Raw genomic sequence first — 26,116 nt, forward strand, 5'->3', positions numbered from 1 at the left:
CCAACCGTGCGCACAATTCTCAAAGGCGGAGTGGTCGTCAACCTCGACGGTGGCGCCTCCACGCAACAGGACCTGGTCATCGAGGGCGAGCAGATCGCCTCGGTGGGCGCCGCCGCGGCCGCCAACGGTGACAACGTGGTGGATGTCTCCGGCATGTACCTGCTTCCCGGCCTGGTGAACTGCCATGTTCACCTGGGTTGGGACGGTACGCATGACCTGGAGATGCAGGCCAACGAGTCTCCGGCCGTCAACGCCATGAAGGCCGTGATGAACATTCACCGCCACCTCTCGGCCGGGGTGACCACCATCCGTGACCTGGGTATGAACCACGCCAACATCGACGCCAAGACGGCGATCGACAACGGGTGGGCGCCATGGATCCGGCTGTTCCCCAACGGCCGGGCGATCTGCACCACCGGTGGCCACACCTGGTGGTGCTGCCGGGAGGCCGACGGTATCTACGGGGTGCGCAAGGCGATCCGCGAACAGTTCAAGGCCGGGGCGCAGTGGATCAAGATCATGGGCTCCCACGAAGAGGTGCAGTTCACCATGGACGAGTTGAGGGCCATGGTGGAGGAGGCTCACCAGAACGGCATGATGGTCACCGCCCACGCCACCTTCGACGAGGCCATCTCGCGGGTGGTGGACGCCGGGGTCGACTGCGTGGAGCACGGCGGGTCGATGACCCCGGAGACCATCGAGAAGATGGTCGAGAAGGGTGTTCCGATTGTCACCACCTTCTCGCCGCTGGTTCAGCAGGTGAAGTTCGGGCGGGACTTCGGGATGACCGAGTCGGACGTGGAGCGTCGCAAGGATCAGATGGCGGAAAAGGGCCGTTTCGCCGGCAACGTGGCCGCGGCAAGGGCGGGGATCCCGATCGTATTCGGTACCGATGCCGGAAGCCCGGTGGTGCCGCACTACGCCATCGCGGAGGAGCTCAAGTTCATGGTCGAGATCGGGGTCTGCCCGGACAATCTCGACGCGCTGAACTCGATCACCCGCCGGGGCATCAAGTTGCTAGGTCTCGAGGACCAGCTGGGCAGCCTCGAAGCGGGGAGGACCGCTGACGTGGTGGCCGTGGGCGGCGATCCGCTGGCCTCGCTGGACCACATGAAGGACGTCAAGCGGGTCTTCGTGCGCGGCCAGATGGCCTTCTCGTCCGACGGGGGTTACCTCCAGGTCGGGCGCGACATGGAGGGCATGGGCACCCGCTGGGGTCCGGGACCCGAGATCGGCTACCGGAGGGCTTAGCGCTCCAGGGTGGCGGGCAACCGGAGTTGATCGATGCTTGATCTGAGGATCGTGGGGGGAACGGTGGTCAGCGACGGCCGTTCCCGCCCGGCCGATGTCGGCCTGGATGGGGGTCTCATCGTCGAGGTTGCCCCCCAGGGTGGCCTCGGCCCGGCTCGCAGGGAGATAGATGCCTCAGGGTTGCTGGTCATTCCCGGCGCGGTGGATGCCCACTTCCACTGCCGGGCGCCCAGCCATCCCGAGCGTGCCACCTTCGGCTCCGAGTCGCGGGCGGCGGCATCGTCCGGGGTCACCACCCTGTTCGAGATGCCTATCTCGAACCCGCCGTGCAGCACCCCGGAGGCTTTCGAACTCCGCCGTGAGTTGGGGGAGGCCGAGAGCCTGATCGATTTCGCCCTCTACTCGGGGGCAGGATTCAGCGATCCGGCCCGGGCGGAGGCGATGGCCGAGTGCGGGGCGATAGGGTTCAAGCTCTTCACCCACCACCCGCCGCCGGAGCGAGTCGACGAATTCGAGGGTCTCTGCGCGGGAGCGCCCGAGGAGATCTTCGATTGCCTCCGTACGGTTGGCGCCACTGGCCTGAGAAGCGCCGTTCACGCGGAGAGCCAGCAGTTCATCGAGCGGTTCCGCCAGGACAAGGACCGGTTCGGGCACCCGGCCCGCCCGCCCCTGGTCGAGGCGGCGGCGGTGAGCCTGGTGGCAACCATCGCCCGGGATCTGGGTATACCGACCCATATCGTCCACATCACCTCCCGCCTGGCCATGGAAGAGGTCCAGGCGGCCCAGATGCTGGGGGTCGACCTCTCCGCCGAGTCGTGCCCCCACTACCTGCTGCTCGACGAGTCGGCGATCGCCGAGTTCGGCAATTTCGTCAAGGTGGGTCCTCCCCTCCGCCCGGCGGCGGATGCCGCCTACCTGTGGGAGGCTCTGGTGGAAGGCTCGCTGTCGGTGGTGGCGTCCGACCATGCCCCCTTCACACCGGAGGAGAAGGCGGCCGCCGGCTTCGCCGAAGCAGGGCAGGGGATCCCCTCCCTGGAAATGCTCGTGCCGGCGATGCTGGATGCCGGGCTGTCCGGGCGCCTACCGCTCGCCCGCGCGGTGGAGGTGATGACTGCCAACCCGGCCAAGCTGTACGGCATCTACCCCCGCAAAGGCACCGTCTCGGCAGGATCGGAGGCCGACCTGGTGCTGGTGGATCCCGAGGCCACCCGCACGGTCCGTTCGTCCGAGTTCCTGGCCCGATCGGGCGGCAGCGGCCGGGCCTACGACGGCATGAAGCTCAAGGGCAAGGTGGTAACCACCCTCTCGCGAGGACGCACAGTCTTCGACGCCGGCCGGGTGACAGGGGAGTGTGGCGGCCGGTTCGTCAGGCCGGACGGCCCTCCTTCACCGGTCGAAACGCTATTGCCTGACCACGCAGCCAAGGGGTAAGCGGCCCTTCAGCCAGCGAGATCGGGTCGTCGCGCTCCGTATCTGGTGCCCCGATTCGGTGATTCATCACCCAGCCCATGAGGCGTGGAGAACGCGAAAATCGCCGGAACGCACCCTCCCCGGCGGGCCCGGCCCCCAGCCACCACCTCCATCGGTCCGAGCGCGTTCCGCCATCCCCGCACGGGTCGGCTCCCGAATTGATCCCGGTTCCGGTCTCCTCGACGTCGATTGGCAAGAGGCCGGTGGTGTTTGTGACTGCCGGACAGTATGCGACGGGTCTGGGACACATTTCAACCCTTTTGTTGCGGGCCCGTTCGCTGCTCGCAGAGAGGCACAGGTCCCCGGAGGCCGGGGAGGTCATGGGGTATTCTCGGCGGATGGCGCTAGACCAACCGGCTTCGAGCGCTCAGCCCGCGTTCGAGGGGCTGAGTCAGGCGCCGAAGGTGGTGCTGCATGACCACCTCGACGGCGGGTTGCGGGCCTCCACCATGGTCGAGATCGCCGGAGCAACCGGCTACCGGGGCCTTCCGACCCACGACCCGGAGGAGTTGACAGCCCGGATCCAGGAGGGCGCCCGCCGCCGCAGCCTGGAGCTCTACCTGGAGATGTTCCGCCACACCCTGGGTGTCATGCAGACCCAGAGTGCCGTGTACCGGGTGGCGGCCGAATGCGCTCAGGATCTGGCGGACGACGGCGTGGTGTACGCCGAGGTCAGGTTCGCTCCCGAGTTGAATACCGGAGGCGGCTTGTCCCTCGATGAGGTGGTAGAGGCCGCGCTGGCCGGGTTCCGGGACGGAAGCGAGGGTCGCGGCATCCGGATCGGGCTGCTGCTCTGCGCCATGAGGAATGCCTCCCGCAGTCTTGAGATCGCCGAGTTGGTGCCTCGGTATCGGGACCGTGGAGTGGTGGGGTTCGATATCGCCGGCGCCGAGGCCGGTAATCCGCCCTCCGATCACCTGGCTGCCTTCGATCTGCTGCGCCGGGCGGGAATGCCGTACACCATCCACGCCGGCGAGGCTGACGGCCTCGACTCGATTCGGGACGCGGTACACACCTGCGGCGCTCTGCGGATCGGACACGGGATCAGGATCGTGGACGATATAGGGGTTGACGGCGCTCTAGGCCCGCTCGCCGCCGAACTCCTCGAAAGGCAGGTCCCGCTCGAGCAATGCCCGACATCCAACGTCCACATCGGCGCCGCGGGCTCGATCGACACCCACCCGGTCGGCAGGCTCTTCGACCTGGGCTTCCGTGTCACCGTGAACACGGACAACCGCCTCATGAGCGGCATTTCTCTGACGGGCGAGTTCAACCGGACCTGCCAAGCCTTCGGATGGTCCTGGCCCGACGTTCGCCGCCTGACGATCAACGCCATGGAGAGCGCCTTCCTCCCGGCCGAGCAGCGCCAGGAGATCATCGACCAGCTGATCGATCCCTGGTACGCCTATGCGACCACCGTGGAGACCGGGTAGGCGAGAACCTTCCGGTCGCCGGTCACCAGCGTTAGCTCCTCGGCGAGGGCTTGGGCTATCAGAAGCCGGTCGAACGGATCGGCATGCAACTGCGGGAGGCTCCGCAGGTCCATCGCATGGCTGGCGGTGAGGTCGAGCCACTGCGCGCCGAGTCGCACCACGAGCGTCTGGCAACTGTGACTCAGCTCAGTTTTCCGAGTTTCCGCCTTATCTCGATCTCCGCCACCGAGATCGACGAGACATAGAGATCGTTGTACGGGTCCTCGAGGGCATCAGTCGCCTCGGCCGATAGTCGTTCGGGCGCAGCGTGGGCCCAGAGAAGCACATGGGTGTCAAGAAGCAGGTTCACCGTCAGAGAGGCTCGTCAAGAGCACTCAGTATCTCCGTGGGGGTTTCGTTGAAGTCATCGGCGATCGTGATGCTGTCGCGGAGTTGCCCGAGGCGCCGTCTAGTCGGAGAGCGGGTCATCTGCTTGAGCCCCTCGGCTAGTAGTTCGTTGATGACCTCGCTCAGCGTCCTCCTTGATTCGACGGCCAGCCTGCGGGCCTCCTCATGAAGGTGGTCATCGATCATGATCGTGGTACGCATTCGCGCACCAGAGAGTACATCGCATCAGGTATATCGACGTGGCAGGGCGGTGTTGTGCTGCCGCGGTCAAGAGCTGTGATTGCTACGCCCTCGGATGTCTCCAAACCTAGGCTCGGAGCCAGGAATCGGATCGGCTAGTCGCGGACTGACAGGGTGGTGGGGTGCTCGTTCAGCTTGACGCCGCCATTCTCGGTGCAGAGGATGATGTCCTCCACGCGGACTCCCACCCGGCCCGGCCAGAAGACCGACGGCTCGATGGTGAAGGTCATGCCTGCCTCCAGGGGGGTGTCGTCCTCGGGCGAGATGAAGGGTTCCTCGTGGACGTCGAGGCCGATGCAGTGGCCGGTCCGGTGGCGGAACCAGTCTCCGTATCCGGCGTCCACGATCACCTGCCGGGTCGCCCGGTGCACCTCTGAGGCCTTGACGCCGGGCCGGGCTGCCTTCATGCCTGCTTGCTGGGCGGCCATGACCACCTCGTACACGCGGCGGTACTCGTCGTCCGGCTCGCCGATCCGGATGGTCCGGCCGAAGTCCGAGCAGTAGCCCTGGACCACCGCGCCGAAGTCGAAGGACAGGCCCACGCCCTGGCGAACTTCCTGCTGGGAGAGCCGGACGTTGGCGTCCCGGTCGTCTCCCGGACCCATCCCCCACACCGCGGTGTCGAACGACCAGGTACGGGAGCCGAGGCGGAGCAGGTGGTAGTTCACCTCCTCGGCCAGTTCCAATTCGGTGACGCCGCTCGAGATGCGGGCCTTGGTTGCCTCCATCGCTCCGTCGGCCACGTGGCAGGCCCGGCGCAACAGCTCCAGTTCGTCCGGGCTCTTGATCCGCCTCAGCCTGTTGACCAAGCGGCTGGCATTGGCCAGTTGCGGATTCTGCAGTTCCTCCAGGAGGTTCATCGTGGCCGATGCCCAGGTCCGGGCGCCCACCGCCAGGGTTCTCGGCGCCGGGAAGGATCTGGCAACGCGCGAGAACAGGGCGTGGCCATCGTCCATCTCGCTCACGCTCACCACCTCACCCGGAACTCCGTCGGGAAGGTCGAACTCGACGTAGTTGCGGGGGAGGATGAAAGCGGGATCCCGGCCGGGCGCCAGGAAGGCTCCGGCCACCCACCCGTGCGCGTAGTTGACGTCCCCGAAGGTGGGTACCCGCCGCTGGATCCCGGTCAAATACTCGAGGTCGGCCCCGATCGGAAGCCAGACGAGATCGACTCTCGCCTCGTCGAGCACGGCGTCGAGGGCGAGACGCCGGGCGCGATGGTCGAATGCGATGGTGGTCATACCGGGCACAAGTCTAGATTCCCGAACTCCCCGCCAACGCGCGATGTCGCGAGGCTTCCCGACTGTTGCCTCTGCCAGCCCGTCGAGGACGGCCGCTGCCGAGTGCCTTTGTCGGTGGTGTGGGGGCTTTATAGTTGGGTCGCCTCCTCTGCACGGCCAAGCTCGATAGAGCCGTCATGAGGCTCTGAGATGTGTCGGTATACAGGCGGGTACATGATGCTCCGTTGCCACCCAAACAGAACGCGCCGGCGTCGTTTCTTGCGGTCTTGATGTCAACACGTCAACGCTCGGTGGGTTACCTGGGACCGGCAGGTACCTTCACGGAGGAGGCGCTGGTATCCCAAGAGGACTTGGCCGGCATGCGCCATCAACCCTTCAACTCGATGTTCGAAGTGCTGGAGTCCGTGGAGTCGGGCGGTGTGGACCTCGGGTTGGTCCCGATCGAGAACATGATCGAGGGAGCGGTCACCGCCAGCATCGATGCCCTAGCTTTCGGTACCGGCCTGTTGATCCAGCGTGAAGTGACAATGGACGTCCGCCTGATGTTGATGGCGTTGCCGGGCACGAGGCTCGATGAGGTGAAGTGTGTCCGCTCTTACCCCGTCGCATCTGCCCAGTGTGGCAAGTTCCTTGTCCGGCATCTGCCCGCCGTCGTGATCGTGGCGGCCAACTCGACCGCTGACGCGGCACGTGATCTGGTTGCCTCGGGAAGCTTGGACACTGCGGTGATCGCTCCGGAACGGGCCGCTCAGGTCTACGGCCTGGAAGTGCTGGCGCGGGACATCGCGGACAGGCGCGGCAACAGGACACGGTTCGCGCTTGTGGGTCGTGATTCCGTTCCGCCGCCGACGGGGCGGGACAAGACCAGTCTGGTCGTGTACCAGCGCGCTGACGCGCCCGGGTCGTTGGTGGGCATACTCGGAGAATTCGTGGCTCGGTCCATCAACATCACGAGTTTGCAGAGCCGCCCGACCATGGAGAGTATCGGAAACTACTGTTTCGTGATCGATTGCGAGGGCCATGTGATGGACGAAGCGTTGGGCAAGGCCCTGCGCAGTCTGCAGATGCGAGCGGCCAGCGTCAAGTTCCTCGGTTCCTACCCGGCGGACTCGGTCGGCCGGGTAGACGATCCGGCCGGCCGGGCCTTACGGGAGAATGTCGACGCTTCGTATGTTGACGAGGACGGGTACCTGTTGCTGGCCGGCGTGCCGGACGGCACGACTCGTGATCAGGCCGATGCCTGGTTGGCCGACGTGCGTTCAAGAGTTTCCTGAGATCGGCAGGCGCGAGCGCACGTACCCGAGGACCCGTGGCGTACACGGTCAGAACGGTACGGGACGCGGCACGTACCGCACCCGGACCCATCACCTCGCGGACCAAGGGGTCAGGACACTAGGACTCGATCAGTCCGTCCTGGGGCATTGTCCAGGGCAGGTTGTAGAAGGGCGCGAACTGCGGTGCACGGGGGATCGGCATGTCCCCGAAGGGCACGTCGATGACCACCGGCGCATCGTGCTCGAGCGCGAGCGGGATCAGCCGCTCCAGATCAAGGGGGTTCTTTGCCCTCATGCCTTTCGCACCGAACGACTCGGCGAACTTGACGAAGTCCGGGTTGTGCAGGTCGGTCCCGTAGGCCCCGCCGAACGCCTCGTCCAGGTCGCGGGCAACGTTGCCGTAGGAGTCGTTTCTGAAGACGGCCGTCACCACATTGATGCCGTACTTGACTGCCGTGGACAGTTCGGATGAGTTGAACATGAAGCCGCCGTCGCCGGTCACGCAGACCACGGGGCGGTCCGACTGTGCGACCTTCACGCCCAGAGCCGTCGGGAAGGCGTAGCCAAGGTTGAACGAGTAGCCGGAGTCTATGTACGTCTTCGGGTGATTCACCTTGTAGTGGGTACGGGCGTAGTAGCCAAGCTGCGTGACATCCCATGCGACGAACGCGTCATCGGGGATGCCGGTCTGCATAGCTTCGAGTACCGCGTATTGAGGTTCCTTGAGCCGGATGTCGTAGTAGGCGATGAGGTTACGGGCCGCGGCGACTGCCTCCGCGGGTGACGGACGGTTTCCCGCGCCCGCCTCGACAGCGAGCGGGAGCAGTGCTTCGATAGTCGCTTTGGCGTCACCGTGCAGAGGGATGGTGCCGGGCTGGACTCTGGTTATTTCGCTGCCGTCTATGTTGATGTTGACCAATGTCGATGACTCACGAGCCGGATTGCCCAGCGAGAATCGTGTCCCGATTCCCAAGACGAGGTCGGCGGACTGCATCACCTCGTAGAGCTGGTTCATTTCCTGCCGCTCGCCCCGGGGACTGAAGCACGAGCCATACGAGAGAGGATGACGATCCGGAATGGATCCCTTGCCGCCGCTGGATGTCACCACAGGGATGTTCGTCGCCTCCACGAGCCTGATCAGGGCACCCTCCGCGTCCGAGCACGCCACGCCCCCACCTGCGAATATCAGCGGTGTCCGTGACGCGCCGATGACTCTGGCGGCCTCCTCGAGGTCTTCCCGACTCGGCACCAGACGTGAGATGCGGGCCGGGTTCCGCAGCTGGACTTCTTCTCGCTCCACCCCGGCCTCTGGTGGAATCTCGATCAGGACGGGACGCGGGCGGCCCGTGCGCATCTGCCTGAACGCTTCGAACACCGCATCAGGTACGTCCCGAGGTCTGGACGCCCGTCCTTGCCACTTGGTCACCGACCGCACGGTTCCGGGCTGGTCCGTGACCTCGTGGACCGCCCCGAGATTCTTGCCAACCGCGCCGCGCGGGATCTGCCCTGCGATGAGAAGTACCGGTGACGAGCGCGCGAACGCATTGGTCAAGCCGGACGCCGCATTGTAAAGGCCCGCACCCGGTACGACGAGGGCTACCCCCGGCCTTCCGGAGGAGCGCGCGTAACCGTCCGCCATGAACGTCGTAGCCTGCTCGTGCCGGGTCGTGATCAGTCGGATGCCAGGCTCGTCCCGCAGCGCGGCGATGATGCCGTAGACCTGTATCCCCGGTATCCCGAATACGACCTCGACGCCCTCGTTCACGAGGGACTTCACAAGCGCTTCGCCACCGGTCATTGTCACCACAGGACGCGGCTCGCCTTTCGCCAAGAAGGGGGTTTGGAAATCCGACGATCCCAACCGGTACCCGCGTAGGCGAGCTTGTAGCAAGCTTCCTCGAACACGTTGTCAGCGGCGATCGGGTGGGTAAGGAACGACTCGATGATACTGGTCCTGCCTAACCGGTCGCGAGCCCGGGGACCCGGAGATTCTCTAATAGCAACAGGTGGGGATTCTACGCATGATGCCGGGCCCATCCTCACGGATCACCGTTCGATATGCTCGCCGTACGTAAGCCGAGGACTGACCCGCATCCATGAGCAGCGACCCTTCCTTTCACGACTTCGTGACCCAGCGCCAGATCACCGAGATGGTCATGGGGCGGGTAGCGGAACACGTCTACGACCGGGCCATCATCAACAATGTCGAGCGGGCAGACTACGTGGAATGCCTGGTGGAACTGATCATGCAGAGCGCCGACCCACGGTGGCGCCTTACCGAAACGTGGGACGCATGGGACGTAGAGCACACCGGCACGGGTGCCCGGCTCGAGATCAAGCAGTCGAGCTTTCTCCAGAGCTGGTCGGGCCCGTCATCTGCAACGACGGAGGCGAACCCGCGGTTCGACATCTCCAGCCGTGAGTGGGACTGGTCGAGGTGCGCCCATGGCGAATACCACAATTCCCCCTCCGAGGGCGGACGATCTGCCGATGTGTACGTGTTCGCCTGGCACGGCGAGCCGGACGAGGCATTCGCGGATCAGCGTGCGGCTTCCCAGTGGGAGTTCCTGGTAGTACCCGAGAGCGAGCTTCCGGCGCAGAAGTCGATAGGTCTCAATCCACTGCGGCAGCTCGCGCGACGGTGTACGTACCGATCGCTTGCGAGTGAGGTTCTGGAAGCGATCCCTGACGGTTCTCTCCTAAAAGCGAAGCGCTATGCCGTTCGCGAGCCGTGCCCATACTGCCGGCCGGGCGGATCTTGACGAGACATCAACCGGCGTTGCGCCCGTCGGATGCGCACACCGTTGGCCGAGCCCCGGGCAAACGGCGCTCAGTGGTTTTCTAGCCGGCGCGATCGAGGCTCGGGACATGGGCCCTCGGGATCTCCGGACCACGGTGTCGCCATCCGCGCCAACCTACCGTGAGGCGATCGTTACCGGTCGGCGTCCGCCTCCAGCTCCGGCTAGTGCTTGTGGAACGGCTCAGCCCCTGGCGACCCGGCGGCGGCGCTCTCGCCGGACCGGGGTGGCAGGGGATGGGCGCGGCGCATGGGGTAGGCGGCGAGCGATCTCTTCGCGCGTGACCCTCATCCGGTAGGAACGCCGGCAGTCGACTGCCTCTCTGATGGCTGCTATGTGTCGGGGTCCGCTCCCGCAACAGGCGCCGATCAAGCGCGCACCTGCCCTAATCGCCAGGTCGACGTAGGCGGGCATGGTCTCCGGACCATGTGGATACGCCAGGTGTCCCTCGGTGTAGGCGGGCAGGCCACAGTTGGCCTTGGCCACGATGGCCGTTCCCGGGTCCGCCTCGGCTAGCTCGTTCACGGCCATTACGACGTCCCCGGCTCCCACACCACAGTTGGCCCCGACCGCCGCCGGAGGAATGGCCTGGTCGCGGCTCCAGGTGGCTAACTGCTCGGGACGGAAACCCATCATGGTCCGGCCGTGGGTGTCGAAGCTCATCGTGGCCACGACGGGCGTCCGGAAACATCGGGCCGCCTCGTACGCCGCTTCCAACTCCTCCCGGCTCGACATGGTCTCGATCCAGACCACGTCGACGCCACCACGCACCAGAGCTTCGATCTGCTCGCTAAACACCTCGACGGCGGCGTCGTGATGCAGCGGCCCGAGGGGCGCCAGTAGGTCGCCGGTCGGTCCGACGCTCCCTGCTACCGCCACGGGTCGTTCGAGCCGGTCGGTCAACTGCCGGAGCAGCGCCACGGCAGCCAGGTTCAGTTCGGCAACCCGGTCCTGGAGTTCGTGCAGGACGAGCCGTCGCCGGTTGGCCCCGAACGTGTTGGTGAGGACGATGTCGCATCCCGCCTCGAGGAAGCCCGAATGGGCCTCGATCACCATGTCAGGACGTTCCACGTTCAGCAACTCGGGACAGGCGCCCGGCGGCATTCCCAGCGCGAACAGGCTGGTACCCAGGCCTCCGTCGGCCACCACGATGCCCGCCCCCGAGAGCAATCGATCGAACGAGGTATTCACAGCCGGGTTCAACGAGGACACGGCTTCCTCCGTTTCCGCCAGGATGCCGATGCCCTGAAGGGCTCCTTCACGAGAAAGGGCTGCCCAACTGCTGCGGCCCATGCGTTGTTCCTGCGGAACGCCCGGTCGCTTTAGCTGGTCTTCTAGAGCGCCCGCAAGCTGACTGATCAAATCGGCGCTGTCTTTTGAGCGAGTTTATCAGGCGCGGCGAACCGGTGTCGGAAATCATGCGGGAGGCGACGCCGCCGGCCGCTCCGAACGGGAGGATTAGGAGTCAGCGGTTATAGACCACCCGACCGTGGGTGATCACGAGAACGGGTTTCCGTAGCGTCTCCAGCGACGACATCGGGCTCTCCTCGACCAGGATCAGGTCGGCAACGGCGCCGGGATGGGGGGTAGAGCAGTCGCCGAAGCCGTTGAGCGCCCGGCCGCCCACCGAGGCGGCGTGCAGGACCGACCGCCGGTCCATGCCAGCTCTCTCCAGCATCTCTAGCTCCCGATGGAAGCGGGGACCGATCGGGTTCAGGTCGGCGCCGACGGCGATCTGAACGCCGGCCTCGATGCAGGCGCGGAGGGCGGCGGCGTGGACGGGCATCAGCTCCCGGGAGCGGTTGGCGGCGTGTTCGGGCCACCCCTCGCTCTGGATGTACTCCTGGTCATGGGTCACGCCGACGGTGGGCACCAGCCATGTGCCGTTGCGGGCCATCACCTCGGCGGCCTGCTCGTCCAGCATGTAACCGTGCTCGATCGAGCGCCCGCCCAGTTCGGAGAACGAAATGGCAGGTTCGGTACCCCCGCAGTGGGCCGCCACCGGGATGTGGCGCTGGTTGGCCACCTCCATCAGGGTGGCTAGCTCCGCCTCGGTGAACTGGCCCTCGTCGGCCTCTTCGAACGGGCTGTAGAGGCCGCCGGTCAGCATGATCTTGATCCACTGCGCCCCTCGCTCCACCTGCCTGCGGACCGCCTGGGCCATCGCATCAGGACCGTCGACCACCAGTTCGGCGCCCATCTGCGTGTAGACCCGCGGGAAGGCCGTACCGTGGCCGCCGGTGGTGCGAACTCCTCGCCCGGCGCCGGTCACCCGGGGTCCGAGCGTGGTGCCGGCGGCGTAGGCCCGCCCCCAGGCCAGGTCCAGATCGTCGGCCTCGTCGACGCACCTCACTCCGGTGACGCCCATCTCCGCCGCCTGGCGGAAGTTCTCGCCGGCTCGGATGGTCCTGTCCGGGGCCGCCTCGAAGTAGCCGGTGGCGTCCGGGTCGTACATGAGCCCGCCGGCGTGGGCATGGCAATCCCACAGGCCGAACATGGCATGCAGCCCTGATGCGTCCACGGTTCGCCCCGCACTGGTGTCTTCGGCCCGGATGGCGCCGTCCTGGATGAACAGGTCACGTACCTGCGACTCGCCGGTGGCGGTGTCGAGCCACGACGCGCCCCGGATACGGAGGGGAGGGGTCGGTGCGTGGGCGCCGGACATTATCTGGTTGCGTAGCCGTCGATCAGATCCTCGGTTGCCAACTCGGGATCGCGCTCGTCCGGGGCTCCGTAGCCGCCCCCTCCACCGGTGGCCACATGAAGCTGCGACCCCTTAGGCGCCGGTATCTGGTTGGCCTTGAGCAACGGAACGGTCTCACCGTCCACGGTCAGCTTGACGTCGGTCGCCGCGCCGTCCTCGCCGCCGAACAATCCCCACGCGGGTGTTCTGGTGCGTTCGAACCAGGTCGAGACGGTGATGTCGTCGGCCAGCACCTCGTAATCCCGGAGCACTCCGAGGCCGCCCCGCCACCGGCCCCGGCCGCCCGAATCGGGCCACACCGAGTACTGGTGGACCCGGATCGGGTAGCGGGACTCCATCACCTCGACCGGGATGTTCTTGAGGTCGCCGCCGCCGTAGTTGATGAGCCCGTTGGTGCCATCGCCTCCCTGGTAGGCGCCCCAGCCGACCGCGGTGGCCTCTCCGACCACAAAGTCCTCGCCGGTCCGGGGGTTGGGGCCGCTGAACAGCACGTTCATCGGGTCGGCGGCCTGACCGGCGACCACCCGGTTGGGAACCGCCGGGGCCAGCGCCCGGATGAACAGATCGATCATCATCCCGAGGTGGGGGTAGTAGTACTGGCAGGCCGCCGGCTCCCGGGCGTCGAACACGGAAGCCTCCGGGGCGCTCAGCGTGAGGTTGCGGAACGTGCCGGCGGTGACCGGGACATCGGAGTTGATCAGCATCTTGAAGGCCAGATTGGCGGCCGCCTCGGTCTGGGCCAACCCGCAGTTCATGCAACCTGGCGTCATCGGCGCCGACCCGTCGAGGTTGACCCTGATCTCGTCGCCTTCCACCGTCACGACCACTTTGACATACACCGGATCACCGCCCGGTCCCCAACTGTCCATCTCGCCGTCGGTCTCGTACACCCCATCGGGGATGGATGCCACCTCTTCGCGATCAAGGCGTTCGCACTGGTCGAAGATGACTTCGGCGGCAGCCGTCACCGTGTCCAGCCCGAAGCGGTCGATCAGCTCGGCGAGCCCGCGCTCGCCGGTCCTGCAGGCGGCGATCTGGGCATGCATGTCACCCCAGATCGAGCGGGGCAGGCGGCTGTTGCGGGTCAGGAAGTCGAGCATCCCGCGTTCGGGCTTGCCCTCCCGGTAGAGGTGGACGGGCGCGATCCGGTAGCCCTCCTGGTAGATGGAGGTGGAGTCCATCGCCTGGCCGGGGTCCTTGGCGCCGATGTCCAACCAGTGGGCCTTGGTGGCGCCGAACCCGACCAGCTCCCCGCTGTGGAAGATGGGCGAGATCACGTTGACGTCGTTCAGGTGGCTGCCAACCATGTAGCTGTCGTTGACCGCGTAGACATCGCCGGGCCGGCAGGATTCCGCGCCGCCCAGATGCTCGAGGGTGACGTCGATGGCGGCTTCCAGACTCCCGAGGAAGATGGGCAACCCGGGCGCCTGACCGAGCAGGTTGCCGCGGGCGTCGAAGAGGCCGACCGAGCAGTCCTTCATCTCGTAGATGATGGGGGTGTATGCGGACCGGGCCAGGTTGTTGTTCATCTGGGAAGCGATCGAGATGAAGGCGTTGCGGATCACCTCGACGGTTACCGGATCTACGTGCATGTTTCTAACTCCTATCGCCCGGCGAGGGCGGCTCGGGTAATCCTATGGAAACGGGCGCTTCGACAGCCTTCCAGCACCGGACCAGCTGGCCGGCGCGGGTCTCCCGCAACGGCTGGGGCTCGGCGCACTTCGACTCCGAGAAGGGACATCTTGGCATGAGGCGGCATCCGGGCGAGGCGAGATGGTCGGTGCTGATCTCACCCGACAGGCGCACCGGCTCCCCGACGTGCCCCGGTTCCTCGAGCTGGGCGGCCTCCAGCAGGCCGCGGGTGTAGGGGTGGGCGGCGTCCCGGTAGACCTGGTCCCGGGTACCGATCTCGACGAACTGGCCGAGGTACATCACCGCCACCCGGTGGGCCATGGCGTACACCACCCGGAGGTCGTGGGCCACCAGCAGGTAGGCCAGCTGGTCCGATTCCTGGAGGCCGGCGAGCAGGTTGACGATCTGGCCCCGGATGGACACGTCGAGCGAGGAGGTGGGTTCATCCAGGAAGAGCAACCGGGGCTCGACCAGCAGGGAGCGGGCCACGCTCAACCTCTGCAGCTGGCCCCCGCTGACCTCGGCCGGTCGCCGGTCGGCGATCTCGGCGGCCAGCCCGACGTTGCGGATGGCTTCTTCGATGGCCTGGTTCTGCTGGGAGGGCGTGCGCTCGCCTCCGAACTCGGCGAACTCGCGGAGGCTGGACCGGATCGTCGCTCTGGGGTCGAAGGCCGCCAGCGGATCCTGGAACACCATCTGCAGGTTTCTCCGCATGGGCCGGAACTGCTTCTCACGCATATCCAGGATGTCCTCGCCCAGCAGCGAAACATGACCCTCGGTTGCGTCGGTCAGCTTGAGGATCACCCGGCCCACCGTTGACTTGCCCGAGCCCGATTCGCCGACGATGGCGAAGGTCTCGGACGGCCAGACCTCAAAGCTGACGCCGTCCACCGCTCTCACCACCCGCTGGCGGAGCTTGGCATCGCGGGACACGTAGTCCTTGACCAGATCACGAACTTCGAGGACCGGAGAGGTCACGCTTTCACGCATGCCACCACCCGATCTTCGATAGCTCGGAGTTCCGGCACGCCGTCACGACACTCCTCGCCGGCCTCCGGGCAGCGGTTGGCGAAGGGACACTCGGTCAGGGGACCCAGCAAGGTGGGAACCGTCCCCGGGATGGCGTACATCCGGCCCTCGTCCACGGTGGCGAAGGCCCGCAGCAATGCCGTGGTGTAGGGATTGGCGGGGGAGGAGGTCACCGAGGCGGTCGGTCCGCTCTCCATGACCCTCCCTGCGTACATGACCGCGGTGCGCTCGCAGGTCTGGCGGGCGATGGCGATGTCGTGGGTGATCAGCAGCAGGGAGGCGCCCCGGTCCGACACCTGTTCCACCACCAGCTCCAGCACCTGTTGCTGGAGGGTGGCGTCGAGCCCGGTGGTGGGCTCATCGGCGATGAGGAGATCGGGCTGGCATGAGAGTGCCATGGCGAGAGCGGCCCGCTGGGCCATACCTCCCGAGTACTGGTGGACGTAGTCGCTGGCCCGCCGGCGGGCGTCGGGAACTCCCATCTGATCGAGCAGATCGATGGCTCGGAGATGGCTCTCGCGGCGCCCGGCGTCGGAGTGGGTGCGGATTACCTCCGCGATCTGGCCTCCGACGGTCAGGACCGGGTTGAGGGACGCTCTGGGGTTCTGGAACATGATGGCGATCTGCCGGCCGCGCAGATCACGCATGCGCCGCTTGGGGGCGCCGATCAGGTCCTCTCCGTCAAGCCGGATCGAACCCGCCAGGACTTCCGCCCCCTCCGGCAGCATCCCGATCACTGCGGACGCGGTGAGGCTCTTGCCCGATCCGGACTCCCCGACCAGCGACATGCGGCTGGCGCGCGGCACCCGCAGGTTCACACCCTGGAGCGGCATGGAAGCGTCGTCTCGGCCGGTGTGGAATCCGACGGTAAGGCTCTCGATATCGAGGAGGGGAGGGGCGTCGGTCGCCGGGGAGGCGGGTCTGGCGGTCATCGGTTTCCCATCGGCCCTCGTCGCCCGTGCCTGATCTCGTCGGACAGGAAGTTGAGGGTCAGGACCGTGGCCAGGATGGCCAGCCCCGGGAAGAGAGAAATCCACCACTGCCCGTAATACATGTAGTCGATGCCATCCCGCACCATGGCGCCCCATTCGGCGGTCGGGAGCTTGACGCCGAGTCCGACGAAGCTCAGCGCAGCCAGAATCTGGATGGCCCACGCCACGTTCACCGAGAACTGGGCGAACACGATCTCCGACACGTTGGGCAGGATGTGGCGCCGCAGGATGGTGGCCTGGCTCTTGCCCGCACACCGCGCCGCCAGCACGAAGTCCGAGTCGACCAGGGGCTTCACGGCGCTCCGGGTGAGGCGAAGATAGACGGGGACGTTCACCATGGCGATGACCATGATCAGGATGGGAATGCTCGGACCCAGGGCGGCCACGATCCCGAGCGCCAGTAACAGGGTTGGGAAGGCTTGGAATGACTCCGAGACTCGCAGCAGCAGCGCGTCGAAGGCGCCTCCCCGGTAGGCGCCCAGGGCGCCCAGAGGCATCCCGACCACGACGGCCAGCGCAGCCGCGATCAGGCCCACCCAGAGGTCGAGGCGGGCGGCGTGAACCACCCGGGCGAAGATGTCCCTGCCGAACTGGTCGGTCCCGAACCAGAACTCGGCCGAGGGTCCGGTCAGGGTTCCGCCCAGGAAATCCAGCGGGTCGTTAACGAATAAGGGCCCGACGAGCGCGACCAGCACGATGATCGCCATGGACAGGTACGCCGGCGTCCGGAGCACCTGGCGGACCACCCTTCCCGACCGACCGCGCACGGGCGTCTTGCGGTCCGGCAACGCCTGGGATGTCATGTCCTGGTCCTCGGGTCGATCACGAAGTGCAGGATGTCCATGATCAGGTACACCACCAGGTAGGAGAGCGCGCTCAGCAGTACGGCGGCTAGCACCGGGGCGAAGTCGGATTCGCTGATGGAGTCGATGGCGTACTTGCCGATGCCGGGTCGGGCGAACACGAATTCGACGAGCACCGTCCCGCCCAGCAGGTAGCCGTACATGATCGCCCCCATCGTGGTGACCGGAAGCAGCACGTTGGGGAGCGCGTGGCGGAGCACGATGGACCGTTCCGGCACGCCCAGCGCTCGGGCGGACCGGATGTGATGGGAGGCCATCGTCTCGCGCATGAACCCGCGAGTGACCCGCACCATGGGCGCTCCCACCGTCACCGCCAGCGTCACCGCGGGCAGGATCATCTGTACCGCGGCAGCTTTGAACGCCTCCCAGTCGCCGGCCAGGATGGCGTCGACGGTGTACAGGCCGGTCGTGTGGGGCGGGACGTCCCCGAGCGTCCGTCCGAGCGCGGGGGGCGCCCATTCCAGCGTTGCGAAGAACACCAGCAGGAGGATCATGCCGAGGAAGAACTCGGGTATCGACACTCCGAAGCCGGATAGTGCGTTGGCCAGGCGATCGGAGAAGGAACGCCTCCGCAACGCCGAAACGATCCCCAGGGGGACCGACCAGGCCAGAGCTAGGATCAGGGCCGCGCTGCCGAGTTCGATGGTGGCCGGCCATCGCGACCCGATGTCGGTCGTGACCGGATTGCGGGTCCGCCAACTGTCGCCCAGGTCGCCGGACGCCAGCTGCTGAATGTAGCGGAAGTACTGCTCATGGATGGGGAGGTTGAGTCCGAGTCGCTCGGTGACGGCTATCACCGTGGACTCGTCGGCCATTTCCCCCACGATCATGTAAGCGGGGTTACCGGGTAGCAGCCTGGTCACCACGAAGGCGACCAGGGAAACGCCGAATAGCGCCACCAGCATGTATGCCAGCCGGCGGAGCACGTAGACGGCGAGGTGCATACCCTCTCCTCGGTTGATTCCTCTTTGATCGTGGTCGGTCTGTGTGGCGGTCGGCGTGCTCTGGACCGCCATCGACGCCTCTGGCTGCGTCCTGCCTCCTCAACGTACCCTGCGGGTACGCCTTCGTCAGCAAATCTTTGCCACAGACGCCGCTGGCGACGCCATATCCCACCGCCGCCCCACAGACCGACCACGGGGACCCGCGATGACAAATGAACGCGCATAGCGTAAACACGCCCAAGCCTTCAGAGGGTGCGCGGATGGGACACCGCGCACCCTCTTGGAGGAGGGTACTGAAAATGTCCGGCTGGCCTGATCGTCGGTACGAAACCCCAGGTCAGTCCATCGCGGGGAAACCCATCCCCATCTTTTTCAGCACCCTCCTTGATCCTCTATCAGCCTGCCGGGTACAGGTCGGCGAAGCGGGGGATGGCGTTCGGGTACAGCACGAACCCGTCAACGTCCTCCCGCAGGGCGAACTTGAAGTCCGGCTGCGCCAGGAAGACCCACGGAGCATCCTCGGAGATCAGCCGCTGGGCCTCCTCGAAGATGGCGCGGCGGGCGGCAGGATCCTGCTCGGCCCAACCGTCCGTGATGATCTCGTCCACCCGGGCGTTGGAGTAGTCGGCGTAGTTGCCGAACACTCCGGACTCCAGGGTCAGGGACAGCTGGTAGTTCGGGTCGTCAATCCAGGCCAGCAACTCGTCCACGAACATCTGCAGCTGCTTGCCCACCTTACGCTCAGCGAACACGGGGGACTGGAGGGTTTCGATCTCGATGTCCATGCCGATCTCGCGCAGCGCCGACTGGACGCGGACCGCGATCAGCTGGTGCTCGGCCTTGGCGGAATCGATCGACAGGGTCACGGTGCCGCCGTCGTAGCTGCTGGAACCGAGAAGCTCCTGCGCCTTGGCGACGTCCTGCGTGTATCCGACCTCGGCGCCCAGCGAGACCGCCGAGCCGTTGGGGATGGCCCCGTGGAGGCGGCGGGCGTCGCCCTTGTAGACGTTCTCAAGGATGTCGTCGTAGTCGACGCCGTAGGAGACCGCTTGGCGGACCGCCACGTCGTCGAAGGGGGCGATCGAGTTGTTCATGCCGACGTACGCCATGTTCTTGGAAGGCGCCCGAACGACCTTCACGCCCTCGGATCCGTCCAGGGCATTGAACTCCTCGGTCCCGAGACCGACCGCCAGGTCGATCACTCCGGCCTTGAGCAACTGGACCCGCTCGGCGGGCGACGGAATGATCTTCCAGATGATCCTGTCGTAGGCGGGACGGCCGCCCCAGTAGTTGTCCCGGGCCTCGAACACGACTTCCTCGTCGGGGGTACGGCTTACCAGCCGGTACGGCCCGCTGGGGTTGTCGGCGTTGCGCGCCATGTACTCGGTGGCCCACGGGTCGTCCTCGGTGGCGTTGGCCGCCACCACGTTGGGATCGACCGCCGCCGAACTGGACATGTAGAAGGACTGCATGACCATCGGGCTGCGCCGATCCGAGACCAGCTCCAGCGTGTACTCGTCGATCACCGTCGGTGGCTTGGTCACGAACGCGATGTTGGTGAGCAACCACGCGCCACCGCCGGGGGTGTTGAGGTTGCGGTCGATCATGAACCGGACGGTCTCGGCGGTAATCGGAGTGCCGTCGTCGAAGGTCATGCCCTCCCGTACCTTGATGGTAAAGGTCAGGCCGTCATCATGCTCTTCCCACGATTCGAAGTAGCGGGGCAGCAGGTTGTCCGCATCTCCGACCATGGCGCCGTTCTGCTCCACAATGGGGTGGATCACCGGAACGTCGTAGACCATCAGCAGCGCCTCGTGGGCCCGGATGAAGTTGGCGCAACACGGGTCGAGGGTCTCGATGTCACCGGGAACGCCGATGGTGAGCACCCGCTCCTCCATCATCGTTTCTTCGGCGGGTGCCTCCTCGGCGGGCTCCTCCATGGTCTCTTCCGCCGGCGCCTCTTCAGTCATGGCCGCCGTCGTGGTGGTCTGAGCTTGCGCAGCCGTGGTCGCAGGCGTGCTCTCCGGCTCGGCATCGTCCGAGCCGCAGGCCGCTACGACGAGCGCCAGAGCGGCGAAGACGGCAATCAGGCGGAGCCGGACCGCCGATCTCGTGATTTTCATTTTCTTACCTCCCTTTTAGGTTTTGTTGCCCGACCGTTCCGACCGTTCGATGACGAACGAGGCCCGGGAAACGGTCGATCGGTGTTGGTGGTCAGTTGCTCCCGGTCCTGGCCAGCATCTCCGCGTACAGGACGGGGGTGATGAGCGGATCGAGCACTCGCACCGGCACCTGTTCGCGGATGGGGCCCAGCAGGCCCGACCAGAGGGTGCAGGCGAAGAAGATCACTTCCGCGTCGAGGTCGTGGAACGCTCGCTCCGCCGCTTCCAGCGCGGTGGTCGTGGCGGAGACTTCCATCTCGGCCCGGACCGCGGCCCGCAGCCCCGGTGGATCCTCGGCCAGCAGCCGGTTCACCTCGTCTGCCGGGGGATGCCCGCTCGGGGCCGAGATCACCCCGGCGAAGATGGATTCGGCGCTGTACCGATGGATCAGGCGGCGCACCCAGTTGGCGTTCTGTGGAAGGTTCTCACCTTCGCCGCTCTCGATGCGGGGGCATACGACCGCCAGGTGGCCGAAGGCGCGGCCTGCCGCTACTGCCGCCTCCATCGGTCCGGTTACCGGGATGTCGACCAGCTCCTTGGCGTCCTCCACACCGGGGTCGGCGGCGCAGGCGATCACGACCGCGTCGAACCCGTCCCGTTCCGCCGTCTCGACCTGGGTGAGCAGCTGGTTCATCATCAGCGAGTGCGCCGGAAGGAAGGCCGTGGCCGGGACACCGGTGCCCATCAGCGAGCGGACCTCGACCTTGGTATCGGGGGCGGTGGCTCTTGCGATGGCCTGCTCCACCATCGGGTTGTATACGTCAACCCCCATCGGGTTGATGACCTGGATTCTCATGGTTTCCGTACCTCCAAGACTGGATTGCTCGTGTGCGGATACCCGGTTCCGCTTCGGCCGGGGTCGGGATGTGTGCTTATCGTAGAGGTGGGCTGTCTTGACATGAACTTCACGACCGATTGAGGACGAGGTGCCCGTGGTCCGAAACTCGGGCGGTCCAGTTCGGTGGTACCAGTGTGGTACAAGCGTCCTCCAGGACGATTGCCGGCCCCTTTATTTCCGCAGCTCCCGGCAGCCCGAAGCGTTGGTAGACCGGGGTCTCGAACCAGGTGTCTCCGAACCAGGTTCGTTCTGTGCCGGTCGGCGACGGCACATCTCCGGTCGGAAGAGCTTGCGGGCGGGGACGGGTCATGCCGCCGAATGCGGCCATCCGGAGGTTGACGAACTCCACCGCCTCCCCGGGATTGCTGTGCCCGTACCGGACGTTGTGGGCCTCGGCGAACTGGTCAGATACCCCTTCGATCAGTGCCTCCATGCCGTTGCTCGTGTCGAGAGGGAGTGTCACCGTGTACTCCTGGCCTGAGTAACGCAGATCGGCCGACGGTTCCAGCGTGATCGCATGATCGTCGAAGCCGTCTTCCTTCACCATCAGCCGGGCCCGCTCCTCCAGGTCCGACAGGGCGGCTTCAAGAGCTTCAGCGGTGAGGTCGGCCACGCGCACGTAGAAACTCTGGACGGCGTCGTGGCGGGTGTCGGTCTGGAGCATCCCGTAGGCCGAGAGAACACCTGGATTGACCGGTACCACCACGGTGTCGAGGTCCAGCTCGTCCGCCAGTGACGTGGCATGGAGCGGTCCGGCCCCACCGAAAGCCACCAGGATGAAGTCGCGGGGGTCGATCCCACGCATCACCGTGATCTCGCGGATGGCGTTCGCCATCGTGGAGTCGGCGACCGCGACCATTCCGGCCGCCAAGCCCAGTTCATCCATTCCCAGGGACTCCGCTACAGCTGTCAGGGACTGTTCGGCGGCTGCTTTGTCGATAGCCATGCCACCGGCGAGGCGGGTGCTACCCGGTAGCCGTCCGAGGTGGAGATTTGCGTCAGTGATGGTCGGTTCGGTTCCTCCCGATCCGTAGCAGGCGGGACCGGGGACGGCGCCCGCCGAACGGGGGCCTACCCGGAGCCCACCGCCCGCGGTGTGGCCGATACTTCCCCCACCGGCGCCGATGGTGTGGATCGCGACGGTGGGCGCTAATACCGGATGGCGTTGAAGCTCAGACTCGAGCTCGACGTCAGCCCGTCCATCCACCACCAGGCTCATGTCGAAGGACGTTCCGCCCATGTCCACGCATATCAGCCGGGTTGCGGCCGTCTCCTCGATCAGGTCGTTCGCCACCGACAGGCAGGCGATGGTGCCCCCGACCGGTCCGGAGAACAGGGTCTGGATGGGCTTGCGCCGGGCGGAGCCGGCGGACATCACGCCGCCATTGGACTGCATCACGCGCAACGATCCCCGCATGCCCCGCTCGGCGGTCTGTTCCTCCAGCTCTTTTAGATAGCTGTCGACGATTGGCGCCACGTAGGCGGCGATGGCCGTGGTGCTGGTTCGTTCGTACTCGCGCCATTCCGGGGCCACGTCGGATGAGCAGACCACCGAGAGGGAGCGGTCCGCCGAGCGGAGCAACTCGGCCACCCGGTGTTCGTGGGCGGGGTTGGCGTAGGAGTGGAGAAAACAGACTGCCACCGCGTCGTAGTCCCGGGCCAGCCGGGGCGCCAACTCATGGATGGCTTCCTCTGCCAACTCCAGTACCACGGATCCGTCCGGCGCCATCCGCTCGTCCACCTCGTAGATGGACCGGCGGGGCACCAGCGGGGTTGGTGGTCGGTAGCGGACGTTGTACATGTCCGGCCGGTTGGCTCGGCCCAACTCGTAGACATCCCGGAATCCCCAGGTGGTGAGGAGCGCGACCCTGGCGCCGCGACGCTCGAGGAAGGCGTTCAGCCCCGCGGTGGTGCCGTTGGTGATGGAATCGAGCCGGGTCCAGTCGACGCCGAGTTGGTCAAGAGCCGAGAGAACCCCGTCGTAGAGGTGTTTCGGGGTGGTGAGTGCCTTGGCCGTGCGGGTATTGCCATCATCGTCGATGACCACAGCGTCGGTAAAGGTACCGCCTATGTCTACCGCTACGCGCATCGGCTCCCCGTGAGATGGCTGCTAGCTACATGCAACAACGCGCCGACCCGCGGGCCGACCCGTTGAGGAGGGTTTTCTTCGTTGATCCGGCACTCCGCCTGCCGCTACCGGAGCAGTCGAGCGTACCGAAAAGGAATCCTACGATGCGGGAAGGGCCGGCGCAATTTGGGGCAGGTCAGGGGTTCCGGTCGCTGAAGAGGGTGCCACCGGCAGCCCAGTCGTCGGCGCCGATGTCATGGAAGACGACAGTGACCAGGTCCTTGGGCGAACCCTGGTGATGGTGAACCACGTTGCGAGCGATGCTGTCGGCAACCTCGTCAGCGAGCCTGCGCTTGGCCTCCTGCAGATCCCCGTCGACGAGGTCATACATGAAGTGGATGTGAGCAAGCGGCATCGAACCTCCCAGAGACAATGGGCCGGAACCTGACTGTCGTGCACACTACCTAGGACATGGGGTGACGGTCGGGCGGTAGCATCGGGCCATGACTGATGGGATCGCGGCCGGCGTCGGGACCCGCCCGCTCGACGGGGGTGAGGTGGCCGTGACTCTGGGGGTTGCCCTCAGGCGGCTGCGCAAGGCACAGGGGCTGACACTCCAGCAACTGGCCTCCCGGTGCGGCCTCTCCCAGCCGTTCCTCAGCCAGCTCGAGAACGGGAAGGCCATGCCCAGCCTCTTGGCTCTCCACAAGGTCGCTCAGGCGCTGGAAACCACCGCCCACAGCCTTCTCCTGCCTCAGGAGCGGTTGGGCACCAGCCTGGTCCGTCGTGGCGAAGGCGAGACCTACCAACTGGTGGAGGGCGCATCCACGCGGTTTCTGACGCAGGGAGGCGCTCACCTGATGGAGCCCAACGAAGTCGAGTTCGAGCCGGGTGCCCGCACAGTGAACGCCGGCCACGAGGGCGAGGAAGTCCTTTATGTGTTGGAGGGCTGCCTGCGCGTGGAGCTCACGGGTTCATCGCCGGTGGAGCTGAGCCGGGGAGACGTGTATACCTATCCGGCCACAATCCCCCACACTATGGCGGCGGTCGGCCCTGCCGGCTGCCGTTTTCTGGTGGTCACCTCTCCACCCTCCTTCTGACCAGGCAGGCGGCAAGCGGACACTCACCGCCCACCTGGTTGCTCGTGGTAGCTCAGCCGATCATGAAGCCGGACGCGTGGACGATGGCGCCATCGTGAACCAGTGCCTGGCCCACCGTCCTCCGGTCGTTCATGTGCAACTCCGTGCCGATGCCGACTCCGCGGTTCGCCGTGGCAAGCCCCTGGGCGAAGGGCCTGATCCTATGCAGGGCCCGGGTGGCGGAGGGGTATCCGTTAGCCGTCGGTCGCTCCATCAGGTGGGACCGGACCAACCCTTCCCAGTGGGGGAGCAGAAGGTCGTGATTGCCGAACACCTCGATCGCCACCACCCGCCTGCCGTGGGTAACCACCACGCCGCACTGGCCCGGTAGCGGCCCCCGCCTGGCGAGGCCTTCGACCGTGCCGGCACGTCGGCGGTCGCGGCGAAGGAACCCCTCGGCGTCGCGCGCGGCCCGGGTCCGGGACTCGACCCGAAGATGGGCGAGTTCCCGATCGATGGCGTTCCAGACGGCGGCCTGGTCGCTCCGGCGGGAGCCTCCCCGGCGGAGCGAATCGGCGACCGACGCATTCTTCGCCCGCCGGGCCCGCCTCGGAGCGAATGCCCTCCCGCGGTCGAATTCACGACGGTCACCCCACCTGCCTTGCTCGAGGCACGACACGGGTATGTCCAGGCGGGTGGACGGAGCCACTAGTACGCTCGTGTTGAGCACCCGGTCCTGGAGTCCACCGATGAGCTGTTCACCTTCCGGGATCAGGACAGGGCGGTTCGTGGGGTTCGTTACCTTGAGGAACGGCACCGCCGAAGCAGGCAGCTCCTCGATCACCAGGCCCGAGTTTGCTCCCGTGGCGATCTCCGGGAGATCGTTCCCCGGCAGGTAGACCGGAAACAGTGAGATACCCAGACGCGTGATGGGCCGGCCGATCGCGGCCCGCTCCAGGTACGGGATCCCTTGGCGCAACTCCGGGACCGTGGCTTGCGCGGATCGGCTACCCATCTCGATCTCGGCTTCTCGCGTGCCGCCGTAGAACGTGCCAAGGTCCCTCGACCGCTCCATCCGGGTCTTTCCGCGGTACTCGCGGGTTGCGCGGGAGATCGATTCGAACGCCGCCGAGGTCCCTCGCTCGTCAGCGGCGAAATTCGAGATGCTCTCACGGGCGAAGCCGATCCGGCCCGCCTCGAGGTAGCTGTCCTGGTTGGCGCCCATGAACACGAACTCCCATGCCGCTTCCTGCCGCTCCCGGATGAGTTCGGCAATCGCCGCGCGGTTGTACCGGCGGGAGGCGTTCTCCAGGCCGTCGCTGAATATCACCACCAGTTGGTCCTCTACCGGTCGATCGCCCCGGGATCGGGCTTCGATACGGCGGTCCGCGTGTTCGATGAGTTCACCGATAGCGTCCAACAGAGGTGTGCTTCCCCGCGGGCTATATGTCTCGGTGGTGAGTTCGGGGACCTCGTCGATCCGTACAGCATCGTGGATCACCTCGAAGGGATCCTGGCTGTCGAACTGCACCAGAGTCAGATGAGCACTTCCCGGTTCCGTTGACTGCTCGGCGGTGAACGTGTTGAAGCCTCCGATCACGTCCTGGGTCAGGCTCCCCATCGATCCCGACCGGTCGAGAAGGAACCAGATCTTGGTCGGTTCGGTAGCGGTCGCATCAGTAGTCAATGTCTCTCCTTCGGTCAATGGCGC

23 protein-coding genes and 1 riboswitch are annotated in these 26,116 nt (G+C 66.1%); of the genes, 6 read left to right on the forward strand and 17 right to left on the reverse strand.

Features of this window, described 5'->3' with window-relative positions; genetic code table 11:
• The first annotated feature begins 6 nt into the window (after positions 1-6).
• The 3 genes from ACOQPD_RS14555 (at position 7) to ACOQPD_RS14565 (ending at position 4,154) form a co-directional block, all read left to right on the forward strand.
• On the forward strand, positions 7-1,251 hold the full coding sequence (locus tag ACOQPD_RS14555) for an amidohydrolase family protein (protein WP_420612682.1): 1,245 nt from the start codon (positions 7-9) through the stop codon (positions 1,249-1,251).
• Positions 1,252-1,284: 33 nt separating this feature from the next.
• Positions 1,285-2,682, forward strand: a complete 1,398-nt coding sequence (locus ACOQPD_RS14560; protein ID WP_420612683.1) for a dihydroorotase — start codon at positions 1,285-1,287, stop codon at positions 2,680-2,682.
• A 377-nt stretch (positions 2,683-3,059) separates the two neighbouring features.
• Positions 3,060-4,154: an adenosine deaminase gene (locus ACOQPD_RS14565; protein WP_420612684.1), complete on the forward strand. Its 1,095-nt coding sequence runs from the start codon at positions 3,060-3,062 to the stop codon at positions 4,152-4,154.
• Here the strand turns inward: ACOQPD_RS14565 and ACOQPD_RS14570 are convergent.
• The 4 genes from ACOQPD_RS14570 to ACOQPD_RS14585 all read right to left on the reverse strand — a co-directional run bounded on the left by ACOQPD_RS14570 (position 4,127) and on the right by ACOQPD_RS14585 (position 6,022).
• The gene (locus ACOQPD_RS14570) at positions 4,127-4,315 is read right to left on the reverse strand and encodes a type II toxin-antitoxin system VapC family toxin (RefSeq protein ID WP_420612685.1); all 189 of its coding nucleotides are present in this window, start codon (positions 4,313-4,315) and stop codon (positions 4,127-4,129) included. The genes ACOQPD_RS14565 and ACOQPD_RS14570 overlap by 28 nt on opposite strands.
• 20 nt (positions 4,316-4,335) lie before the next feature.
• Entirely contained in the window at positions 4,336-4,503 is a 168-nt protein-coding gene (locus ACOQPD_RS14575) for a type II toxin-antitoxin system VapC family toxin (protein ID WP_420612686.1), read from the reverse strand.
• Between the two features lie 2 nt (positions 4,504-4,505).
• Complete coding sequence (locus ACOQPD_RS14580; RefSeq protein ID WP_420612687.1) at positions 4,506-4,742, reverse strand: hypothetical protein; 237 nt, start codon at positions 4,740-4,742, stop codon at positions 4,506-4,508.
• 134 nt (positions 4,743-4,876) lie between these two features.
• Entirely contained in the window at positions 4,877-6,022 is a 1,146-nt protein-coding gene (locus tag ACOQPD_RS14585) for a M24 family metallopeptidase (protein ID WP_420612688.1), read from the reverse strand.
• A gap of 269 nt (positions 6,023-6,291) precedes the next feature.
• Between ACOQPD_RS14585 and pheA the strand changes: the two genes are divergently transcribed.
• Positions 6,292-7,296, forward strand: a complete 1,005-nt coding sequence (gene pheA / locus ACOQPD_RS14590; RefSeq protein WP_420612689.1) for a prephenate dehydratase — start codon at positions 6,292-6,294, stop codon at positions 7,294-7,296.
• Between the two features lie 118 nt (positions 7,297-7,414).
• On the opposite strand, the gene ACOQPD_RS14595 is transcribed toward pheA, so the two are convergent.
• Positions 7,415-9,094: a thiamine pyrophosphate-dependent enzyme gene (locus ACOQPD_RS14595; RefSeq protein ID WP_420614398.1), complete on the reverse strand. Its 1,680-nt coding sequence runs from the start codon at positions 9,092-9,094 to the stop codon at positions 7,415-7,417.
• Between the two features lie 298 nt (positions 9,095-9,392).
• On the opposite strand from ACOQPD_RS14595, the gene ACOQPD_RS14600 reads away from it, so the two are divergent.
• A complete protein-coding gene (locus tag ACOQPD_RS14600) occupies positions 9,393-10,058 on the forward strand; it encodes a hypothetical protein (protein ID WP_420612690.1) in 666 nt (221 codons plus the stop codon).
• Positions 10,059-10,277: 219 nt separating this feature from the next.
• Here the strand turns inward: ACOQPD_RS14600 and bmt are convergent, their stop codons facing one another.
• The 11 genes from bmt to ACOQPD_RS14655 form a co-directional block, all read right to left on the reverse strand.
• Positions 10,278-11,387, reverse strand: a complete 1,110-nt coding sequence (gene bmt / locus ACOQPD_RS14605) for a betaine--homocysteine S-methyltransferase (RefSeq protein WP_420612691.1) — start codon at positions 11,385-11,387, stop codon at positions 10,278-10,280.
• A gap of 8 nt (positions 11,388-11,395) precedes the next feature.
• A riboswitch (SAM riboswitch) is annotated at positions 11,396-11,474 on the reverse strand.
• 85 nt (positions 11,475-11,559) lie between these two features.
• Positions 11,560-12,759: an amidohydrolase family protein gene (locus ACOQPD_RS14610; RefSeq protein WP_420612692.1), complete on the reverse strand. Its 1,200-nt coding sequence runs from the start codon at positions 12,757-12,759 to the stop codon at positions 11,560-11,562.
• On the reverse strand, positions 12,759-14,390 hold the full coding sequence (locus ACOQPD_RS14615) for a hydantoinase B/oxoprolinase family protein (protein WP_420612693.1): 1,632 nt from the start codon (positions 14,388-14,390) through the stop codon (positions 12,759-12,761). The genes ACOQPD_RS14610 and ACOQPD_RS14615 overlap by 1 nt, the downstream gene beginning before the upstream one ends.
• A gap of 4 nt (positions 14,391-14,394) precedes the next feature.
• Positions 14,395-15,420 carry an oligopeptide/dipeptide ABC transporter ATP-binding protein gene (locus ACOQPD_RS14620; protein ID WP_420612694.1) on the reverse strand — a complete coding sequence of 342 codons (1,026 nt, stop codon included), beginning with the start codon at positions 15,418-15,420 and terminating at the stop codon, positions 14,395-14,397.
• Entirely contained in the window at positions 15,405-16,391 is a 987-nt protein-coding gene (locus tag ACOQPD_RS14625) for an ABC transporter ATP-binding protein (RefSeq protein ID WP_420612695.1), read from the reverse strand. The genes ACOQPD_RS14620 and ACOQPD_RS14625 overlap by 16 nt, the downstream gene beginning before the upstream one ends.
• A complete protein-coding gene (locus ACOQPD_RS14630; RefSeq protein ID WP_420612696.1) occupies positions 16,388-17,254 on the reverse strand; it encodes an ABC transporter permease in 867 nt (288 codons plus the stop codon). The genes ACOQPD_RS14625 and ACOQPD_RS14630 overlap by 4 nt, the downstream gene beginning before the upstream one ends.
• A complete protein-coding gene (locus tag ACOQPD_RS14635) occupies positions 17,251-18,258 on the reverse strand; it encodes an ABC transporter permease (RefSeq protein ID WP_420612697.1) in 1,008 nt (335 codons plus the stop codon). Before ACOQPD_RS14635 ends, ACOQPD_RS14630 begins: the two co-directional genes overlap by 4 nt.
• A 395-nt stretch (positions 18,259-18,653) precedes the next feature.
• Positions 18,654-20,381 carry an ABC transporter substrate-binding protein gene (locus tag ACOQPD_RS14640; protein WP_420612698.1) on the reverse strand — a complete coding sequence of 576 codons (1,728 nt, stop codon included), beginning with the start codon at positions 20,379-20,381 and terminating at the stop codon, positions 18,654-18,656.
• Between the two features lie 91 nt (positions 20,382-20,472).
• A complete protein-coding gene (locus tag ACOQPD_RS14645) occupies positions 20,473-21,216 on the reverse strand; it encodes an aspartate/glutamate racemase family protein (protein WP_420612699.1) in 744 nt (247 codons plus the stop codon).
• 109 nt (positions 21,217-21,325) lie between these two features.
• Positions 21,326-23,347, reverse strand: a complete 2,022-nt coding sequence (locus ACOQPD_RS14650; protein WP_420612700.1) for a hydantoinase/oxoprolinase family protein — start codon at positions 23,345-23,347, stop codon at positions 21,326-21,328.
• 175 nt (positions 23,348-23,522) lie between these two features.
• The gene (locus ACOQPD_RS14655) at positions 23,523-23,741 is read right to left on the reverse strand and encodes a tautomerase family protein (protein ID WP_420612701.1); all 219 of its coding nucleotides are present in this window, start codon (positions 23,739-23,741) and stop codon (positions 23,523-23,525) included.
• An 88-nt stretch (positions 23,742-23,829) separates the two neighbouring features.
• Here ACOQPD_RS14655 and ACOQPD_RS14660 point away from each other — a divergent pair, with 88 nt between their 5' ends.
• On the forward strand, positions 23,830-24,426 hold the full coding sequence (locus ACOQPD_RS14660) for a helix-turn-helix domain-containing protein (protein ID WP_420612702.1): 597 nt from the start codon (positions 23,830-23,832) through the stop codon (positions 24,424-24,426).
• A gap of 52 nt (positions 24,427-24,478) precedes the next feature.
• On the opposite strand, the gene ACOQPD_RS14665 is transcribed toward ACOQPD_RS14660, so the two are convergent.
• Entirely contained in the window at positions 24,479-26,092 is a 1,614-nt protein-coding gene (locus ACOQPD_RS14665) for an ARPP-1 family domain-containing protein (protein WP_420612703.1), read from the reverse strand.
• Between the last annotated feature and the right edge of the window lie 24 nt (positions 26,093-26,116).

Origin of the sequence: Candidatus Spongiisocius sp. (genome assembly GCF_965221825.1) — a bacterium.
Classification (GTDB): domain Bacteria; phylum Actinomycetota; class Acidimicrobiia; order Spongiisociales; family Spongiisociaceae; genus Spongiisocius.